Origin of the sequence: Nonomuraea sp. NPDC050790, from assembly GCF_044456745.1 — a bacterium.
In the GTDB taxonomy this organism is placed as follows: Bacteria; Actinomycetota; Actinomycetes; order Streptosporangiales; family Streptosporangiaceae; genus Nonomuraea.
Map to the genome: position 1 here is coordinate 64,169 of NZ_JBITGF010000011.1, position 16,700 is coordinate 80,868.

Annotated in this window: 17 protein-coding genes and 1 riboswitch; of the genes, 13 read left to right on the plus strand and 4 right to left on the minus strand. The window is 70.4% G+C overall.

Features of this window, described 5'->3' with window-relative positions:
* Nucleotides 1–113: 113 nt before the first annotated feature.
* Genes folP through ACIBEJ_RS42900 form a run of 5 tightly spaced genes read left to right on the plus strand, consistent with a single transcriptional unit; the run spans nt 114 to nt 2,667 of the window.
* On the plus strand, nt 114–914 hold the full coding sequence (gene folP / locus ACIBEJ_RS42880; protein WP_397188912.1) for a dihydropteroate synthase: 801 nt from the start codon (nt 114–116) through the stop codon (nt 912–914).
* Nucleotides 911–1,354 (plus strand): nuclear transport factor 2 family protein, encoded by a 444-nt coding sequence (locus ACIBEJ_RS42885; protein ID WP_397188714.1) that lies wholly within the window; start codon nt 911–913, stop codon nt 1,352–1,354. The genes folP and ACIBEJ_RS42885 overlap by 4 nt, the downstream gene beginning before the upstream one ends.
* Nucleotides 1,344–1,709, plus strand: a complete 366-nt coding sequence (folB, locus tag ACIBEJ_RS42890) for a dihydroneopterin aldolase (protein WP_397188715.1) — start codon at nt 1,344–1,346, stop codon at nt 1,707–1,709. Before ACIBEJ_RS42885 ends, folB begins: the two co-directional genes overlap by 11 nt.
* Nucleotides 1,706–2,209 carry a 2-amino-4-hydroxy-6-hydroxymethyldihydropteridine diphosphokinase gene (folK, locus tag ACIBEJ_RS42895; RefSeq protein WP_397188716.1) on the plus strand — a complete coding sequence of 168 codons (504 nt, stop codon included), beginning with the start codon at nt 1,706–1,708 and terminating at the stop codon, nt 2,207–2,209. Before folB ends, folK begins: the two co-directional genes overlap by 4 nt.
* Nucleotides 2,206–2,667 (plus strand): DUF3180 domain-containing protein, encoded by a 462-nt coding sequence (locus ACIBEJ_RS42900; RefSeq protein WP_397188717.1) that lies wholly within the window; start codon nt 2,206–2,208, stop codon nt 2,665–2,667. The genes folK and ACIBEJ_RS42900 overlap by 4 nt, the downstream gene beginning before the upstream one ends.
* Before the next feature lie 4 nt (nt 2,668–2,671).
* On the opposite strand, the gene ACIBEJ_RS42905 is transcribed toward ACIBEJ_RS42900, so the two are convergent.
* Together ACIBEJ_RS42905 and ACIBEJ_RS42910 are read right to left on the minus strand one after the other, a co-directional pair.
* Entirely contained in the window at nt 2,672–3,763 is a 1,092-nt protein-coding gene (locus ACIBEJ_RS42905; RefSeq protein ID WP_397188718.1) for an acyltransferase, read from the minus strand.
* On the minus strand, nt 3,760–4,905 hold the full coding sequence (locus ACIBEJ_RS42910; RefSeq protein WP_397188719.1) for an NADH-quinone oxidoreductase subunit D: 1,146 nt from the start codon (nt 4,903–4,905) through the stop codon (nt 3,760–3,762). The genes ACIBEJ_RS42905 and ACIBEJ_RS42910 overlap by 4 nt, the downstream gene beginning before the upstream one ends.
* Nucleotides 4,906–5,064: 159 nt before the next feature.
* On the opposite strand from ACIBEJ_RS42910, the gene ACIBEJ_RS42915 reads away from it, so the two are divergent.
* Nucleotides 5,065–5,856 (plus strand): DoxX family protein, encoded by a 792-nt coding sequence (locus tag ACIBEJ_RS42915; protein WP_397188720.1) that lies wholly within the window; start codon nt 5,065–5,067, stop codon nt 5,854–5,856.
* A 105-nt stretch (nt 5,857–5,961) separates the two neighbouring features.
* On the opposite strand, the gene ACIBEJ_RS42920 is transcribed toward ACIBEJ_RS42915, so the two are convergent.
* Nucleotides 5,962–7,263, minus strand: coding sequence for an aminotransferase class V-fold PLP-dependent enzyme (locus ACIBEJ_RS42920; protein WP_397188721.1), 1,302 nt, complete (start codon nt 7,261–7,263; stop codon nt 5,962–5,964).
* A 44-nt stretch (nt 7,264–7,307) separates the two neighbouring features.
* Nucleotides 7,308–7,423, minus strand: a riboswitch (SAM riboswitch).
* Nucleotides 7,424–7,616: 193 nt separating this feature from the next.
* Between ACIBEJ_RS42920 and ACIBEJ_RS42925 the strand changes: the two genes are divergently transcribed.
* Together ACIBEJ_RS42925 and ACIBEJ_RS42930 are read left to right on the plus strand one after the other, a co-directional pair.
* Entirely contained in the window at nt 7,617–8,366 is a 750-nt protein-coding gene (locus ACIBEJ_RS42925; RefSeq protein ID WP_397188722.1) for a TerC family protein, read from the plus strand.
* Between the two features lie 9 nt (nt 8,367–8,375).
* A complete protein-coding gene (locus ACIBEJ_RS42930; protein ID WP_397188723.1) occupies nt 8,376–9,566 on the plus strand; it encodes a cytochrome P450 in 1,191 nt (396 codons plus the stop codon).
* 257 nt (nt 9,567–9,823) lie between these two features.
* Here ACIBEJ_RS42930 and ACIBEJ_RS42935 read toward each other — a convergent pair whose 3' ends face one another.
* The gene (locus ACIBEJ_RS42935) at nt 9,824–10,777 is read right to left on the minus strand and encodes an SAM-dependent methyltransferase (RefSeq protein ID WP_397188724.1); all 954 of its coding nucleotides are present in this window, start codon (nt 10,775–10,777) and stop codon (nt 9,824–9,826) included.
* A 231-nt stretch (nt 10,778–11,008) separates the two neighbouring features.
* On the opposite strand from ACIBEJ_RS42935, the gene ACIBEJ_RS42940 reads away from it, so the two are divergent.
* The 5 genes from ACIBEJ_RS42940 to ACIBEJ_RS42960 all read left to right on the plus strand — a co-directional run bounded on the left by ACIBEJ_RS42940 (nt 11,009) and on the right by ACIBEJ_RS42960 (nt 16,675).
* Complete coding sequence (locus ACIBEJ_RS42940) at nt 11,009–11,224, plus strand: chaplin (RefSeq protein WP_397188725.1); 216 nt, start codon at nt 11,009–11,011, stop codon at nt 11,222–11,224.
* A 326-nt stretch (nt 11,225–11,550) separates the two neighbouring features.
* A complete protein-coding gene (locus ACIBEJ_RS42945; RefSeq protein WP_397188726.1) occupies nt 11,551–12,441 on the plus strand; it encodes a Rossmann-like and DUF2520 domain-containing protein in 891 nt (296 codons plus the stop codon).
* Nucleotides 12,442–12,483: 42 nt separating this feature from the next.
* Nucleotides 12,484–13,347 carry a pantoate--beta-alanine ligase gene (gene panC, locus ACIBEJ_RS42950; RefSeq protein ID WP_397188727.1) on the plus strand — a complete coding sequence of 288 codons (864 nt, stop codon included), beginning with the start codon at nt 12,484–12,486 and terminating at the stop codon, nt 13,345–13,347.
* Between the two features lie 82 nt (nt 13,348–13,429).
* Nucleotides 13,430–15,889 (plus strand): L-aspartate oxidase, encoded by a 2,460-nt coding sequence (locus ACIBEJ_RS42955; RefSeq protein ID WP_397188728.1) that lies wholly within the window; start codon nt 13,430–13,432, stop codon nt 15,887–15,889.
* 3 nt (nt 15,890–15,892) lie between these two features.
* On the plus strand, nt 15,893–16,675 hold the full coding sequence (locus tag ACIBEJ_RS42960) for a type III pantothenate kinase (protein ID WP_379611943.1): 783 nt from the start codon (nt 15,893–15,895) through the stop codon (nt 16,673–16,675).
* The last annotated feature ends 25 nt before the right edge of the window (nt 16,676–16,700 follow it).

Consider the following 16,700-nt stretch of genomic DNA (forward strand, 5'->3'; position numbering starts at 1 on the left):
GTAACAGAGAGCGGCAAAGTGCCACCCACGGCATCGAGAGGGAACCACCACCGCCTAGGCTTGGGGGCATGATGAGGGTGCCGGGACTGCCTGCCGAGGATCGGTGCCTTGTCATGGGTGTCGTCAACGTCACGCCCGACTCCTTCTCCGACGGCGGGCTGTGGTTCGACGAGGCGGCGGCGATCCGGCATGGGCTTGAGCTCGTGGCCGAGGGCGCCGATCTTGTGGACGTGGGTGGCGAGTCGACCCGGCCCGGGGCGGCTCGGGTGTCGTTGGACGAGGAACTGGCCAGGGTGGTTCCGGTGATCCGGGCGCTGGCCGGCGAGGGCGTCGCGGTCAGCGTGGACACCATGCGGGCCGAGGTCGCCAAGGCGGCCGTCGAGGCGGGCGCGCGGCTGGTCAACGACGTGAGCGGCGGGCTGGCCGATCCGGACATGCCGCAGGTCGTGGCCGCCACCGGCGTGCCGTACGTGGTCATGCACTGGCGCGGGCACTCCCACGACATGGACAACCGGGCCGTCTACGAGGACGTGGTCACCGAGGTGGCCGAAGAACTGGCCAAGCGGGTCGACTACGTGCTGGCCGAGGGGGTCTCGGCCGAGCAGGTGGTGCTCGATCCCGGGCTGGGGTTCGCGAAGAACGCCGAGCACAACTGGGCGGTCCTGGCGGGCATCGAACGGCTGGCCGAGCTGGGTTATCCGTTGCTGGTGGGGGCTTCGCGCAAACGGTTCCTGGGGCGGTTGCTGGCCGACGCCGACGGGACGCCGCGGCCGTTCAGCAGGAGCGACGACGCCACCCTGGCGGTGACGGCGCTGGCCGCGCGGGCGGGGGCGTGGTGCGTGCGGGTGCACGAGGTAGGGCCCAACGCGGACGCCGTGCGTGTGGCCGCCGCATGGAAGAGAGTCGAAGGATGAGCGTCGACACCGCGGCCATCGAGACGGTCAACCAGGCCTTCTACACCGCCATCGAGAACGCCGATCTCGACAAGATGACCGAGATCTGGGCCGAGGACACGATCAGCGACCAGGTGAGCTGCGTGCATCCGGGCTGGTCGCTGCTGGCCGGGCGGTCCGAGGTGCTGCGGTCCTGGGCGTTGATCATGGCGAACACCACCTACATCCAGTTCGTGCTCACGGACGTGAGCACCGTCGTGCTGGGCGACGTGGCGGTCCTGACCTGCGTGGAGAACATCCTGACCGCGGGCGAGGAAGGCGAGGCCAGCTTCGCGGCGGGGAAGGTCGTGGCGAGCAACGTCTACCTGCGTACGCCGCAGGGCTGGCGGTTGTGGATGCACCACGGCTCACCGGTGCTGCAGGGCGAGGACGACGAGGAAGAGGGCGAGCTTGACCGCTGACCGCATCACGCTGAAGGGCCTGCGCGCCCGGGGCCGCCACGGGGTGCTGCCCGCGGAGCGCGAGCTGGGCCAGGAGTTCGTGCTCGACGTGACGCTGTTCCTCGACACCGCCCCGGCGGCGGCCGGGGACGACCTCACCAAAACCGTCCACTACGGCGAACTGGCCGAGGCGCTGGTCAAGGTCGTCGAGGGCGAGCCGGTCGAGCTGATCGAGACGCTGGCCCAGCGGCTGGCGGATGTCTGCCTGGCCTCCGAGCTCGTGGAACGGACCGAGGTGAGCGTGCACAAGCCGGCGGCGCCGATCCCGCTGCCCTTCGACGACGTCGTGGTCACGATCGAACGGAGCCGGCGATGAAAGTGGTGATCGCCCTCGGCAGCAATCTCGGGCAGCGTTTCCAGACGTTGCAGGGCGCGGTCGACACGCTGTTCGACGCGCCGGGGCTGGAGTTCGTGGCGGCCTCGCCGGTGTATGAGACCGATCCGGTGGGCGGGCCGGCGGGGCAGAAGCCGTACCTGAACGCGGTGGTGATCGCGGAGACGAAGCTGCAGCCGCAGATGCTGCTCGACCGGGCGCAGAGCGTCGAGAACGCCTTCGGCCGGGTGCGTGAGGAGCGGTGGGGCGCGCGCACGCTCGACGTGGACCTGCTCGTGGTCGGCGCGGTGATCAGCGACGACCCCGAGCTGACGCTGCCGCATCCGAGGGCGCACGAGCGGGCGTTCGTGCTGGTGCCGTGGGCGCAGGTCGATCCCGACGGCGAGATCCCCGGCCGGGGGCGGGTGGCCGACCTGCTGGCCGGGCTCGACCGGACCGGGGTGTGGCCGCGCGAGGACCTGAAGCTGCAGGGGCCGGCTTGAGACCCACGAAGCCCGGCGTGCTGGTCGGGATCGTCGTCGTGCTCGCCCTGCTCACCTGGGTGGTGGTGCGGCAGGTCTACTCCGACCTGCCGGTGATCCCGTGGACCGCGATCCCGACGGTGTTGCTGCTGGCCGTCGGCGAGGGCTACAGCGCGTGGATGACGCGGGCGCGGATCGCCCGCAAGCCCGGCACCAAGCCGGTGGAGCCGCTGGCGGTGGCCCGGCTGGCGGCGCTGGCCAAGGCTTCCGCGTACGTGGGGGCGGTGTTCGCCGGGATCTTCGCCGGGTTCTCGCTGCACACGATGTCGATGCTGACCCGGGAGACGCCGCGGGCGGAGTTCTTCGTCGCCACGGGCTCGTTCCTGGCCTTCGTCGTGCTGATCGGGGCGGCGCTCTTCCTCGAACACTCCTGCCGCATCCCCAAGGACCCCGACGCGGAACGTCAGAGCCCCAGGTAGCGGGTCAGCGCTTGTCCGGCACTTGTTCGACGTTACGGCGGGGCCGGCCGAACAGGTAGATGACCGGGAGGGTGCAGATCAGGGGACCCAGGACGGCCAGGGGGCGTTCCAGCCACCACGTCAGGTCCGGCGGGATGGTGCCGCCCAGCGTCCCGAACAACCACCACCCGATCCCCAGCGCGATCGCCATTCCGGTGGTGTGGAACAGGAACAGCGGCAGCGCGAACCGGTTGATGGTGTCGTTGACCCGCTTCCAGGCCGGCTTCTCCAGCACCCGCTCCATCTCCGGCCGCAGCACCTCGACCAGGCCGATCTGGAAGATGAGCAGGGCGACGATGACGAAGGTCGGCGGCGCCATGTTGGACCACTTCTCGCCGGGTACGCCGACCATCGAGCCCGGGTAGACGCCGGAGTAGACGAGGCCGATCAGCATGAACAGTCCGGTCCACAGCACGCCGATGTCGTAGCGGCGGGGCAGGGCGACCACGCGGTCGTAGAAGAAGCCGGCCTGGTGCGCCAGCCCCCACACGATGATCATGTTGAACCAGCCGACCCACTCCATGTCGTAGCGGAACCGGAGCACGTCGACGACCAGCGCCGCCCCGCCCAGCCAGATGAGGGCGAGCACGTCGTAGCGCCGGTGCAGCCACAGGGCCACCGGCAGCAGCGCGATCAGCACGAGGTAGACCCCGAGGAACCACAGCGGGCTCAGGACCAGCAGCACGACCCGCCACGTCCAGGCCGGGGCGTCGAACACCGAGGTGGCGACGGCCCCGATCGCGATCCACGCCGCCGACAGCCCGATCGCGGGCAGCGCCAGCGCGCGCAGCCGCCGCCAGACGAAGGCGCCGATGCCCACGCCCCGATCGCACGCCCGGTTCCAGGACAGCAGGTGGACGTGCCCGCCGACGTAGAAGAACAGCGGCAGCACCTGTAGCAGCCAGGTGAGGATCCACAACCCGGTGGTGAAGCCGAGCGGGCTGGTCGGCGAGGGCCCCTCGGGAGTCCATTCCAGGATGGTGAACGCCCAGTGCCACACCACGACGACGATCAGGCTCAGTGCGCGTAGCCAGTCGACGTATTTATCGCGTTTCACTTGTCGATGTCACCCACGACGAAGAACATGGATCCCAAGATCGCCACCATGTCGGCCACCAGGTGACCGGGCAGGGTCTCGCGCAGCACCTGGATGTTGCTGAAGGAGGCGGAGCGCAGCTTCATCCGCCACGGCGTCTTGTCACCCTTGGAGACCAGGTAGTAGCCGTTGATGCCGAGCGGGTTCTCGGTCCAGGCGTAGGTGTGGCCCTCGGGCACCTTCAGCACCTTGGGCAGGCGCTGGTTGATCGGGCCAGGCGGCAGCGAGCGCAGCTTGTCGACGCAGGCTTCGGCCAGGTCGAGGGAGACCTTCACCTGGTCGAGCAGGACCTCGAAGCGGGCGTAGGAGTCTCCCGCGGTGCGCGTGACGACCTTGACCGGGAGTTCGGGGTAGGCCAGGTACGGCTGGTCGCGCCGCAGGTCCATGTCGACGCCGGAGGCTCTGGCTATGGGGCCGCTCACGCCGTACTGCATGATCGTGTCGCGGTCGAGCACGCCGACGCCCTTGGTGCGCGCGATGAAGATCTCGTTGTTGAGGATGAGGCCCTCGATGTCGGGGACCTTGCGGCGGGTCATCGCGACGGTCTCGGCGACGCGGTCCAGCCAGCCGAGCGGCAGTTCTTCCTTGAGCCCGCCGACGCGGTTGAACATGTAGTGCATGCGCCCGCCGGAGATCTCCTCCATGACGGCCTGGATGCGCTCGCGCTCGTCGAAGGCGTAGAAGAGCGGGGTGATCGCGCCCAGCTCCAGCGGGTAGGAGCCGAGGAACATCAGGTGGTTGAGCACCCGGTTGAGCTCGGCCAGCAGCGTACGCGCCCACACCGCCCTGACCGGGACCTCCATGCCCAGCAGCCGCTCGGCGGCCAGCACCACGCCGAGCTCGTTGGCGAACCCGGACAGCCAGTCGTGCCGGTTGGCCAGCATGATGATCTGCCGGTAGTCGCGGACCTCGAACAGCTTCTCCGCGCCGCGGTGCATGTAGCCGATGATGGGCTCGGCGCTGGAGATCCGCTCGCCGTCGAGCGTGAGCCGCAGCCGGAGCACGCCGTGGGTGGAGGGGTGCTGGGGGCCGATGTTGAGGACCATGTCCTCGGTGGCCAGTTCCTTCGCCCCTGCGCCGATCCCGATGATGCGCTCGGTCATTTCTCCATGCTCCCACCGGCCTCGCGCGCGATCTACTCTGCGGTCCTTTCATTCTGTACGGCGCCGCCTGGCGTAACGGGCCGTTCAAGAGACGGTATGGGGAGGAGTCGCAGGTCAGAGGGGTGGGGGACAATTACCACAACGGGGGGAGAAACCACCATGAAGCTAGCTTTCGACCTAGCTGCCCTGATTGCGCGGGTGACCATCGGCGTGATCTTCGTGGCCCACGGGTGGCAGAAATGGCAGAACGGGCTGGGACCCACGTCGGAGATGTTCACCCGGTCCGGTGTGTGGCAGCCCGAGCTCGCCGCCGGATTCACCACCGTGGCCGAGCTCGTGGGCGGCAGCTTCCTGATCATCGGACTGCTGACCCGCCTGGCCGCGCTGGCTCTGCTGTGCGTCAGCCTGGGCGCGATCATCTTCGTCCACGGCAAGAACGGCATCTTCGTCACCAACATGGGCTGGGAGCTCGTGGGCGCGCTGGGCGCGGCCTGCCTGCTCCTGCTGGCCGCGGGGGCGGGGCGGATCAGCGCCGACGGCATCATCAGAACGGTGCTCAGGAGGCGCGCGGCCGACCAGACGCTGCCGGAGTCGACCGGGAGCGGCACGACCACGACCATGCCCACGAACGTCCGCACGGTCCGCGAGACGCCGCACACCGAACCACCCCAGAACGGAATCCACCCAGCCCAGAACGGGGCTCCGACCCAGAACGGGACTCCGCCGACTCCGGCCGGGACCGAGCCGCGCGCCGACGTGCCACGCCAGTCCACACCGCCGCCCGCACCGCCCACGTCGCCGCCCGCGCCGCCCGCGACGGGCACGACGCCGCGCGCGACAGGCACGACGCCGCCCGCGACGGGCAGCGGCGCGAACCTGAGCGACGACGACATGAAGGCGCTCGACGCGCTGATGTCCGACGACCAGCCGAGGAGGAAACCGCCGGAGTGACGCCTGCCGGGACGTGACGCCTGCCGGGACGTGATGCCTGCCGGGACGTGATGCCTGCCGGGACGTGATGCCTGCCGGGACGTGATGCCTGCCGGGACGTGGCGCCTAGCGAGAGGTGAGGTCGCGCAGTGCGGTGATGAGCCGGTCCACGTGCTCGTCCGTGGTGCCGATGCCGATCGAGGCGCGCACGGCCGACGCCGTCCCGTCCTCGCAGCCGCCGTCCGCGGTGCCCAGGAGGTGCCGCACGAACGGGTGCGCGCAGAACTTGCCGTCCCGCACGCCGATGCCGTACTCGCCGGACAGCGCCTCGGCGACCTCGCGCGCGCTGTAGCCGTCCACGACGAAGGAGACGATGCCCACGCGCGGGTGGTCGGGGCCCCACAGTGACAGCTCCCGCACGCCCTCGACCGAGGCCAGCCCGTCACGGAGCCGCGCGATCAGCCGCTCCTCCTCGATGACCAGCGGCGCCCAGCCGGTCGCGCTCAGCGCGTCGCACGCCGCCGCCAGCGCGATCGCGCCGATCACGTTCGGGGTGCCGGCCTCGTGCCGGGGCTCGGGGTCGTCGTGCCACTCGGTGGACTCCTCGTCCGCGCCGACCGACTTCACCGCCCCGCCGCCCTTCAGGTACGGCTCGCCGTCCGCCAGCCAGTCCCGCCGCCCGATCAGCACACCGGCGCCGAAGGGCGCGTACAGCTTGTGGCCGGAGAAGACGACGTAGTCCAGGTCGAGGGCGGTCAGGTTGAGCTGGCGGTGCGGGACGAGCTGCGCGGCGTCGACCAGGATGCGGGCGCCGTGCCGGTGGGCGATGTGGGCCAGGGCGGCGATGGGCCACAGCTCGCCGGTGACGTTGGAGGCGGCGGTGACGACGAGCAGCTTGGGGCCGTCGATGGCGGCGAGGGCCTCGTCGGCCTGGCGGACGGCCTCGCCGGGGAAGGCGGGGGGCGCCAGCCGTACCGTCTTGTTCCAGGGGAGCAGCGAGGCGTGGTGCTCGCTGTCGAAGACCACCGTGGTGGTGCCCGCGGGCAGGACGCCGGCCAGCAGGTTCGTGGCGTCGGTGGTGTTGCGGGTGAAGACGACCGCGTCGTCGGGGCGGGCGCCGGCGAAGGCGCGGACGGTGTGGCGGGCCTGCTCGTAGCGGGCGGTGGTGAGCTGGGAGGCGTAACCGGCGCCGCGGTGCACGCTGGAGTAGGCCGGGAGCGCGGCGTTGACGGCGGCGCTGACCGGCTCCAGACAGGGGGCGCTGGCGGCGTAGTCGAGGTTGGCGTATCCGACCAGCCGGCCGCCCTTGACCGGGACCTCCAGGTCGGCGCCGAGCACGGCCGGGATGGCGCGGGCGGCGCCCTGCTGGGGCTGCTGCTGCTCCTCGGCCTGGGCCGGAACGGAGCTGAAGATCGTCAGAGTGGACACGGCGAACCTCCTGGGGTCGGTCGGGACCCCTGGAATCGCCACGGAGCCCGCGCTTGCCCGCCACACCTCGTGACGGACCAGGTCCTCACCCGGGGCACCCCGCCGCGGACGCGAGGGTTGCCGGCCAGCTAGCCGGGGCTTGTCGCTGGCACTCATGACCTACACGGAGCACTATAAGCGACACCCGGCCACAAATGACAACCCCTTACCGCTACGACCCTTCGTTGACCATGACGCGCGGGTGGATCATCCCAGGCCACGGTCATATCCGAACTACTAAGCAGGATCGTGAACTTCTGCGGGGGTTAGGTCGTTGGTACCGGGAGATAGTTTCCGACAGCGGAGGTGGACAGATGTGGGACTGGGTAAGCAACCCGGAGATCTGGATCGGGTTCTTCACCCTGGTCGCCCTGGAGATCGTCCTTGGGATCGACAACATCATCTTCATCTCGATCCTCGCCGGGAAACTCCCTGAGCATCAGCGTGACCGGGCCCGGGTGCTCGGACTGGCCGCCGCGCTCATCAGCCGCCTGCTCCTGCTGCTGGCGCTGTCCTGGGTGGTCAAGCTGACCGAGCCGCTGTTCGCGGTCTTCGGTCATGAAATATCAGGACGTGACCTGATCCTCATCCTCGGTGGCCTGTTCCTGCTGGCCAAGAGCGTCACCGAGATCGGCCACAACATGGAGCTGAAGGGCGACGACGGCAAGCCGCGCAAGGTCGCCTCGTTCGCCTCGGTGATCGTGCAGATCATGATCCTGGACATCGTCTTCTCGCTCGACTCGGTCATCACCGCGGTCGGCATGGTGAACGAGCTGGGCGTCATGGTCGCGGCGGTGATCGTGTCGGTGCTGGTGATGCTGTTCGCCTCCGGCCCGATCAGCCGCTTCGTGGACAAGCACCCGAGCATCAAGATGCTGGCCCTGTCCTTCCTCGTGCTGATCGGCGTCGTGCTGCTCGCGGAGGGCTTTGACCAGCACATCTCCAAGGGCTACATCTACTTCGCGATGGCCTTCTCGGTCATCGTCGAGCTGCTCAACATCAGGATGCGCAGCAGGCACGCCAAGCAGTCCGACCAGGAGAAAGCCCAGGACAGCAGCTCGTAGGATGAAGTGGTGCGCTTTGACCCCTGGAATCCGGATTTCGTCGCTCATCCGTATGACGTCTACGCCGAGCTGAGGCGCGAGGCGCCGGTTAGCTTCTTCGAGCCGACCGGCCAGTGGCTGGTCTCGCGTCACGCCGACGTCAACGCGCTGCTGCGCGATCGCCGGCTCGGCCGCTCCTACCTGCACGTCGCCTCGCACGAGGAGTTCGGGCAGGAGGCGCCGCCAGACTTCCAGGAGCCGTTCTGGCGGGTGGTCAACGCGGGCATGCTCGACGTGGAGCCGCCCGTCCACACCCGGCTGCGCCGCCTGGTCTCCAAGGCGTTCACCCCGCGGATGGTCGAGTCGCTACGGCCCCGCGTCCAGGCGATCGCGGCCGGGCTGGTGGACGCCTTCGTGGCCAAGGGCGGCGGCGACCTGCTCGCCGAGGTGGCGGAGCCGCTGCCGGTGACGGTGATCGCCGAGATGTTGGGCATCCCCGACGCCGACCGGCACCTGCTGCGCCCCTGGTCGGCCGACATCTGCGGCATGTATGAACTGAACCCGTCGCCGCAGGCCCAGCACACGGCGGTGCGCGCGGCGGCGGAGTTCGCCGACTACCTGAAGGTCCTGGCCCGCGAGCGCAAGCAGCGTCCCGGCGAGGACCTCGTCAGCGCGCTGGCCCAGATCGAGGAGCTGACCGAGGACGAACTGGTCGGCACCTGCGTGCTGCTGCTCAACGCCGGTCACGAGGCCACCGTGAACGTCACCGGCAACGGCTGGTGGTCGCTGTTCAGGAACCCGGCCGAGCTCGAACGGCTGCGCGCCGACCGCTCCCTGCTGCCGACCGCGATCGAGGAGCTGATGCGCTGGGACACCCCGCTGCAGATGTTCGAGCGCTGGGTGCTGGAGGACATCGAGGTGGAGGGTGTGGCGATCCCCAAGGGTGTGGAGGTGGCGCTGCTGTTCGGCTCGGCCAACCGCGACCCCGAGGTCTTCGCCGACCCCGACCGCCTGGACGTGGGCCGCGCCGACAACCCGCACATCTCCTTCGGCGCCGGCATCCACTTCTGCCTCGGGGCGCCGCTGGCCAGGATCGAGCTCATGGAATCGTTCGGCGCGCTGCTGGAGCGGGCGCCGAAGATGGAACTGGTCCGCGAGCCGGCGTGGAAGCCCGGCTACGTCATCCGCGGCCTGGAGTCACTGGAGATCACGACAGGCTGACCCACGAGGTCTCAACAGGCTGACCCACGAGGTCTCAACGGGCTGACCCACGAGATCGCAACGGGCTGACCTGCGAGGTCTCAACAGGCTGACCCACGAGATCGCAACGGGCTGACCTGCGAGGTCTCAACAGGCTGACCCGCGAGGTCACGACAGGCTGAGCGTGTGGTGACCACAGACTGGCCGCGAGGTCTTAACAGGCTGCGCGCGAGGTCACGGCAGGCTGGCTGCGAGGTATCGGCAGGTTGAGCGCGATGTCACGGCGGGGTGGGTGTGACGGACTGTTGGAGCCAGCCGAAGCCGCCCAACCCGCGGGGGTCGATGAGCTCGCCCTCCTCCGAGGCACGGGCCAGCGCGCGCAGGTAGCCGCGTGGGTCGGTGTGGGCCAGGTCGAGGGGCGGGCGGGCGGCGGTGATGCCGAGGGCGCGGAGCGTGTCGCGCTGTGTGGACAACGTTGTGGATATCGCGCCGGCCCGCTCGCCGGCGGCGGCGCAGGAGTCGAGTGCGACGTGTGCGGTGATGTCGCAGGTGCCGTCTGGTATGGGCGGGACGACCGAACCGTCGCGGTATCCGGTGAGTGTCCCGCAGGGAGGCCGGTTGTCCACAGGGTGTGAATAATCCACCGCCACGGCTCGGCCGCGGGCCAGCCGTACGATGACCGCCGCCCACGCGGCGTCGCGGGCGCGGCCGATCTCGGCGCGGGCGCCGACGCACGACAGGGGCCACCATCGGGCGAGCCACTCCACGTCGGCGGTGTGGGGCGGCTCGCCGAGGCGTTCCTCGCCGGTCTCGGTGTCGACCATGACCAGGCGGGGGCCGTCGGCGGTGTGCTCGGCGACGTCGAGGGGGATGTTGTCGAGCCACTCGTTGGCGATCGCCAGGCCGTTGATGCCGCCCGGGATGGCCTGGGACCACGCGATGCGCTCGGGCAGGTGGGCGGGCCGGGGGGAGAGGTCGACGGCGGTGACGTTCAGGCGTTCGGCCAGCTCCGGCGGGGCGGCGGCGAGGACCCTGCTGACCAGCGCGCCCTCCCCGGCGCCGACGTCGACGAGGTCGAGGCGGTCAGGACGGCCGAGCTCGGCGTCGACCTGGAGGAGAAGGGTGAGCACCGCGTCGGCGAAGGCGGCGCCGGCGCTGACCGAGGTGCGGAAGTGGCCGGAGGGTCGTTCGCGCAGGTAGAAACCCCTGTCGCCATAGAGTGCGCGCTCCATCGCGGCACGCCAGGTGAGCCACATCCCTGGACTATCTCATGACTGCGATCAGACACGCAGGGTGATGTCATGACTACATATTGTGGCGAGATTGCGCTATCGTTACTCATGGTCACCGACTGAATCGTCCCGGCCCGCTCCCCTAGCGGGCGCGGTCCGCTCGTCCCGGTGGCCGAGCAGGCAGTTTGAAGCGACCACCCGGGGTCGCGTCACCGAGAGGAGCCCCCCAAAATGCTCAAGAAGACCTTCGTCGCGGCCGGCGCCTTCGCCATGCTGGCCCTCGCCACCCCAGCCCACGCCGACCTCACGACCTCCGGTAACAACGGAGTTCTCTCCGGCAACCAGGTGTTCGCCCCGATCCGCATTCCGATCAACGTCTGCGGCAACGCCGTGGCCGTGATCGGCACGGCGATCGCCGGCTGCAAGGGTGGCGCGTACACCAGGTGAACAGACGGAGGGCTCGGACCGGTTATGGCTAAACCCGGCCCGAGCCCTTTTCGGCCGGCCAGTCGGCGGATGGCCGGTCGAAGGTGCACTCCCAAGGGGGTAGCACATCGTCATTGCGGGCGTCGGGTCCAAACTGGGCTCGGCGCCCGCTGCCATGCGATGAAAATCCCCTCTCCTCATCTCTCCCGACAGGGGGTGCACGATTTGTATGCCCTTGTCGGATTTGTCGTTAACGCAACATGCGGTAAAAGGCCGGTCACCTGTGCATGGCAGCCCTCCAGTTACGCTGGTCGGCAGTGCCAACAGCGGGACAGGGACGGGACGACATGGACGCAGGTGATCGCCCGGCACGGCTGGCCGTCGGCGTGGTCGGGGCGGGCAAAGTGGGCTCGGCACTCGGTGCCGCGCTGGCCCAGGCCGGCCATCGCGTCGTGGCCGCCAGCGGGGTGTCCGACCGATCCCAGCGCTGGGCGGCGGAGCGGCTCGGCGTCGGCACCTCCAGTCCGGAGGACGTGGTCGCGGCCGGTGAGCTGATCCTTTTCACGGTGCCCGACGACGCGCTGCCCGGACTGGTCGGGGGCCTGGCCGCCACCGGCGCGGACCTGCGGGGCAAGCTGATCGCCCACGCCAGCGGCGCGTACGGGCTGTCCGTCCTCGACCCCGCGGCCCGCGCTGGAGCGCTCCCGCTGGCCCTGCACCCGGTGATGACGTTCACCGGGCGTGACGACGACCTCAGCCGGCTGACCGGCATCTCCTACGGCGTCACCTCGCCCGACCTGCTGCGGCCCATCGCCGAGGCGCTGGTCATCGAGATGGGCGGCGAGCCGGTCTGGATCGCCGACGCCGACCGCCCGCTCTACCACGCGGCCCTGGCCGGGGCGGCCAACCACATGGTGACGCTGATCGCCGAGTCCTCCGAGCTGCTGGGCCGTATCGGCGTCGAGCACCCGGGGCGCATGCTCGGCCCGCTGCTCGGCGCCGCCCTCGACAACGTGCTCAGGCTGGGCATCGCCGGGCTGACCGGGCCTGTCGTGCGCGGTGACGCCGGCACCGTCCGCAAGCACGTGGACGCGCTCATCCTGGCCGCGCCCGAGGCGGCCGACGCCTACATCGCCCTGGCCAGGCTCACGGCCGACCGCGCGCTCGCGGCGGGTCTGCTCAAACCCGAGGAGGCGGAGAGGTTGCTTGACGCGCTGGGCGGCAACATATGGACCTGACAGGGACCGGATGGCCCTGATCGTGGCATAGGAGGCTGTGGCGTGGAGCTGATCGTCGCGCGCAATCGCGCTGACCTGGTCAAGGCTCGGGGAGAGGGCAGGGTCGCCCTGGTTCCGACCATGGGGGCGCTGCACGAGGGGCACCGGGCGCTCATCCGCGAGGCCAGGGAGCTGGCGCCCCGGGTGGTCGTCAGCATCTTCGTCAATCCGCTGCAGTTCGGGCCGGCCGAGGACTTCTCCCGCTACCCGCGCACGCTGGAGGCCGACCTCGACGTCTGCCGCGCCGAGGGCGTCCGCGCGGTCTTCACCCCGCAGGCGGCGGAGATGTATCCGCCCGGCCGCCAGGTGAGCGTCTCCTCCGGGCACATGGGCACGATCGTCGAGGGCGCGGTCCGTCCCGGGCACTTCGACGGCGTGCTGACCGTCGTGCTCAAGCTGTTCAATCTGGTACGCCCCGACGTGGCCGTCTTCGGCCAGAAGGACGCCCAGCAACTGGCGATGATCCGGCGCATGGTGGCCGACCTCGACCTGCCCATCGAGATCGCCGGCATCCCCACGGTGCGCGAGCCCGACGGCCTGGCCCTGTCCAGCCGCAACCGCTACCTCTCCCCGGACGAGCGCCACACCGCCCTCGCGCTCTCGCGGGCGCTGTTCGCGGCCGAAACCCTCGCAGCCGAAACCGGCGCGCCCGAGTCCGGCGCCGCCGGGGCCGGGCCGGCGCGCATCAAGGCGGCGGCCCGAGCCGAGCTCGACGGGGCCGACCTCGCCCTCGACTACCTGGTACTGGTCGATCCGGCCACGTTCGCCGAGGTCGGCGAGTCGTACACGGGTGAGGCGATCCTCGCCGTAGCCGCGAAGGTCGGCGGCACGCGGCTCATCGACAACGTCGTTCTGCGCCTGTCCTGAAAGGGGCCACCCCGGCGACGGCCCACTCATCGGCAGGGGTTATCGTCATAGTGACGAAATTCCCCTCGGTGAGGAGACCCCCATGAGTGGACCGGCGATCCCCCTGCGGCTCAGCGCGCCGGAACCCGGCTGGACCCGCGAGGCCGACGTGGTCGTGGTGGGTTCCGGCGTGGCAGGGCTGACCGTGGCGCTGCGCCACGCCGAGCTGCGGCCCCAGGCCAAGGTGCTGGTCGTCACCAAGGACGTGCTGGAGGAGGGTTCGACCAGGTTCGCCCAGGGTGGGATCGCGGCGGTGCTCGATCCCGGCGACAGCCCCGAGGAGCATCTCAACGACACGTTGATCGCCGGGGTCGGGTTGTGCGATCGGCGGGCCGTACGTGCTCTGGTGACCGAGGGGCCGCAGGCGCTGCGGCGGCTGATCGCGCGCGGTGCCAGGTTCGACGTGACCGAGGGCGGCGAACTGCAGCTCGGCCGCGAGGGCGGGCACCGGCGCGACCGGATCGTCCACGCGGGCGGCGACGCGACCGGCGCGGAGGTGCAGCGCGCGCTCGTCGCGGCACTGCGCGAGCGCGGCATCGAGGTCATCGAGCACGCGCTTGTCCTCGACCTGCTCAAGGACGCCGCCGGGCGGGCCGCGGGGGTGACGCTGCACGTCATGGGCGAGGGCGCGAGCGACGGCGTGGGAGCGGTACGCGCTGCCGCGGTCGTCCTGGCCACCGGCGGCATGGGTCAGGTCTACCAGTCGACCACCAACCCGCTGGTCTCCACCGGGGACGGCGTCGCGCTGGCGCTGCGGGCCGGGGCGGTGGTGCGCGATCTGGAGTTCGTCCAGTTCCATCCGACCGTGCTCTGGCTCGGCGAGGACGCCACCGGCCAGCAGCCGCTGATCTCCGAGGCGGTCAGGGGCGAGGGGGCGTACCTGGTGGACGAGCACGGCGCGCGCTTCATGACGGACGTGCACGAGCTCGCCGACCTCGCGCCGCGCGACGTGGTCGCCAAGGCGATCATGCGCAGGCCCGGACAGGTCTACCTGGACGGCCGTCACTTCGGCGCGGACAAGTGGCGCACCCGCTTTCCGACGATCCGCGCGCTCTGCCTGGAGCACGGCATCGACCCGGCGGAGGAGCTGATCCCGGTCGTGCCCGCGGCGCACTACGCCAGCGGCGGCGTCCGCACCGACCTGCACGGCCGCACGTCCATCCCCGGCCTGTACGCCTGCGGCGAGGTGGCCTGCACAGGCGTGCACGGAGCCAACCGCCTGGCCTCCAACTCGCTGCTGGAGGGGCTCGTCTTCGCCGAGCGCATCGCCCAGGACATCCAGCCCTCGGTACGGCCGGCCCCCGCCGACACCGGCGCCGTGGACGGCCTGTTCGACCCCCGGGTGCGCCCGAGGATCCAGGCCCACATGAGCAGGGGAGCGGGCGTGCTGCGCAGCCGCGAGTCGCTGATCCTGACCGCGAAGGCGCTCGGCGACGCCCGCTGGACGCCGGTCAAGGTGCTGCCGTGCACCGAGGCGTGGGAGACGACGAACCTGCTCACCGTGGCGACCGTGCTGACCGCCACCGCCGTGGCCCGCGAGGAGACCAGGGGCTCGCACTGGCGGGAGGACTTCGGCGAGCGCGACGACGAGCGCTGGCTGGGACATCTGGACGTGCGACTGACCGAGGAAGGCTTGCAGATGACTTACACGCCGCACGGGCTCGCGCTGGACACCGCCGCGCCCGAGGTCCAGGACGTGATCGACCGGGCGCTGGCCGAGGACCTCCAGGAGGCCGGCGACGTGACCAGCGTGGCCACCATTCCGGCCGGGCATCGGTCGGCCGCCGACGTGGTGGCCCGCGAAGGCGGAGTGGTGGCGGGGCTGACCGTGGCGGAGGCGGTGTTCCTGCGGCTGGGCGCGAGCCGTACGACGAGGCTGGTGGAGGACGGGCAGCGGGTCGCGGCGGGAGAGGTGCTGATGACGGTCGAGGGGCCCACGCGCGCGCTGCTCACCGCGGAGCGGACCGCGCTCAACCTGCTCACGCACCTGTCGGGGATCGCGACCCGGACGGCGGCGTGGGTCACGGCGCTGGCGGGCACCGGTGCGCGGGTGCGTGACAGCCGCAAGACGCTGCCGGGGCTGCGGGCGCTGGAGAAGTACGCGGTGCGGGCGGGCGGCGGGATCAACCACCGGATGTCGCTGTCGGACGCGGCGCTGATCAAGGACAACCACGTGGTGGCGGCCGGGGGTGTGGGGGCGGCGTTCCGGGCGGTCAGGGAGCGGTACCCGGATCTGCCGGTCGAGGTCGAGGTGGACACGCTGGAGCAGTTGCGGGAGGCGCTGGCCGAGGGGGCCGAGGTGGTCCTGCTGGACAACTTCACGGTCGAGGAGATGGCGCACGCCGTACAAATCACGAAAAATCAGGCGAAGTTGGAGGCCAGTGGGGGACTGACCTTGGAAACGGCCCGTGATGTGGCTGAAACTGGCGTTGACTATCTTGCGGTGGGAGCGCTTACGCATTCCGCGCCGGCCCTGGACATCGCACTGGATCTACGGGGGTAATTGATGCTGCTCACGATCGACGTCGGCAACACCCACACCGTGCTCGGTCTCTTCGAAGGCGAAGAGGTGATCGAGCACTGGCGGCTGGCCACCGACGCCCGCCGTACCGCCGACGAGATCGCCGTCGTGCTCCAGGGGCTGCTCGGCCAGTCACCGCTGCTCAAGGGAGCCGACGTCAGCGGCATCGCGATCTGCTCGACCGTGCCGTCCGTGCTCAACGAGATGCGCGAGATGTGCCGCCGCTACTACGGCGACGTGACCGCGGTGATCGTCGAGCCGGGCATCCGCACCGGCGTGCCGGTCCGCATGGACAACCCCAAGGAGGTCGGCAGCGACCGCGTGGTCAACGCCCTGGCCGCCATCGACCAGTACGGCGGGCCGTGCGTCATCGTCGACTTCGGCACCGCCACGTCCTTCGACGCGGTCTCGGCCAAGGGGGAGTACGTGGGGGCGGTCACCGCGCCCGGCATCGAGATCTCCGTGGACGCGCTCGCCGCGGCCGGCGCCCAGCTCCACAAGGTCGAGCTGATCAGGCCGCGCTCGGTCATCGGCAAGAACACCGTCGAGGCGCTCCAGGCCGGCATCATCTACGGCTTCGCCGGCCAGGTCGACGGCATCGTCGAGCGGATGGTGGCCGAACTGGCCGACGACCCCGACGAGGTCACCGTGGTGGCCACCGGCGGCCACGCCGCGCTGGTCGTGGGCGAGTCGCGCTCGATCGACGTGCACGAGCCCTGGCTGACGCTCATCGGGCTGCGGCTCATCTACAACCGCAACACGACGTGAGCAGGCGGCCCCCCGCTCGGGAATG